This window comes from Variovorax gracilis (assembly GCF_030317115.1).
GTDB classification, from domain to species: Bacteria; Pseudomonadota; Gammaproteobacteria; order Burkholderiales; family Burkholderiaceae_C; genus Variovorax; species Variovorax gracilis.
Genome location: NZ_JASZYF010000097.1, coordinates 1 through 1,397, shown reverse-complemented (window position 1 = coordinate 1,397; position 1,397 = coordinate 1). Strand labels below are relative to the sequence as shown.

Annotated in this window: 1 protein-coding gene; it reads right to left on the bottom strand. The window is 68.4% G+C overall.

Annotated elements, in window-relative coordinates; genetic code table 11:
* Positions 1–1,397: galactarate dehydratase (gene garD, locus QTH97_RS36900; RefSeq protein ID WP_286573744.1), on the bottom strand; the 1,397-nt coding region annotated here is incomplete at both ends.

Below are 1,397 nucleotides of genomic sequence, written 5' to 3'. Positions count from 1 at the left end.
GGGGCGGGATTGAACAGCACCAGCGCGTTGTGCAGCTTCCAGTGCTCGGCCCAGGTCTTCTTGCGGCCGCTCGCCACGTCGAGCATCAGCTGGAACATTTCCCAGCCGACGTCGGCGATGGTCTTCTCGCCGGTCGCGATCGTCCCGGCGTTGATGTCCATGAGGTCGTGCCAGCGGCGCGCCAGGTCGGCGCGTGTCGCGACCTTGATCACCGGCACTTCGGCCAGCCCGTAGGGCGTGCCCCGGCCGGTGGTGAACACGTGCAGGTTCATGCCCGCGGCGAGCTGCAGCGTGCCGCAGATGAAGTCGCTGGCCGGCGTGGCCGCGTAGATCAGCCCCTTCTGCCGGACCTTCTCGCCCGGCGAGATCACGCCCGAGATGGGCGACTTGCCCGACTTCACGATCGAGCCCATCGCCTTCTCCACGATGTTGGACAGCCCGCCCTTCTTGTTGCCGGGCGTGGTGTTGGCGCTGCGGTCGACCCGCCCCTTGTCCAGGTAGGCGTCGTACCAGGCCATCTCGCGGATCATCGCGTCGGCCACTTCGGGCGTGGTGGCGCGCGAGGTGAGCTGGTCGATGCCGTCGCGCACCTCGGTGACTTCCGAGAACATCACCGTCGCGCCGGCACGCACCAGCAAGTCGGTGCAGAAACCCACCGCCGGATTGGCCGTGACGCCCGAGAAGGCGTCGCTGCCGCCGCACTGCACGCCGACCACCAGCTCGCTCGCCGGCACGGTCTCGCGGCGGCGGGCGTTGAGGCGCTCCAGGTGCTCCTCGGCCTGCCGCATGATCGAATCGACCATCGACATGAAGCCCACGTGCGCGTCGTCCTGCAGGCACACGACATCGAGCTTGCTCTCCGCGCTGTCGCCGACATCGGCCACGTTGCGCTCGTCGATCAGGGGGATGGTGCCCGGCGGCATCAGGCGCTCGGGCTGGAGCTTCTCGCAGCCCAGGCTCACCACCATGACCTCGCCGCCGAAGTTGGGGTTGAGGCTGATGTTGCGCAGCGTGCGGATCGGGATGATGGCGTCCGGCGCATCGATGGCGACGCCGCAGCCGTAGCCGTGTTCGAGCGCCACGACGTCGTCGACGTGGGGGAACCTCGGCAGCAGCTCGGACTTGATGCGCTTGACGGCGAAATCGGTCACCCCCGCCACGCATTGCACGGTCTGCGTGATCGCCAGGATGTTGCGGGTGCCCACCGAACCGTCCAGGTTGCGGTAGCCCTCGAAGGTATAGCCCTCCAGCGGAGGCTGCGGCTCGGGCTTGACGGTGGCGATCGGCAGCCCGACGAGTTCGCGCGCCGCGGGCATCTCGAGCAGCCGCTCATGCACCCAGCTTCCGGCGGGGATCGCCTTCAGCGCATAGCCGATCACGACGTTGTAGCGGCGCAC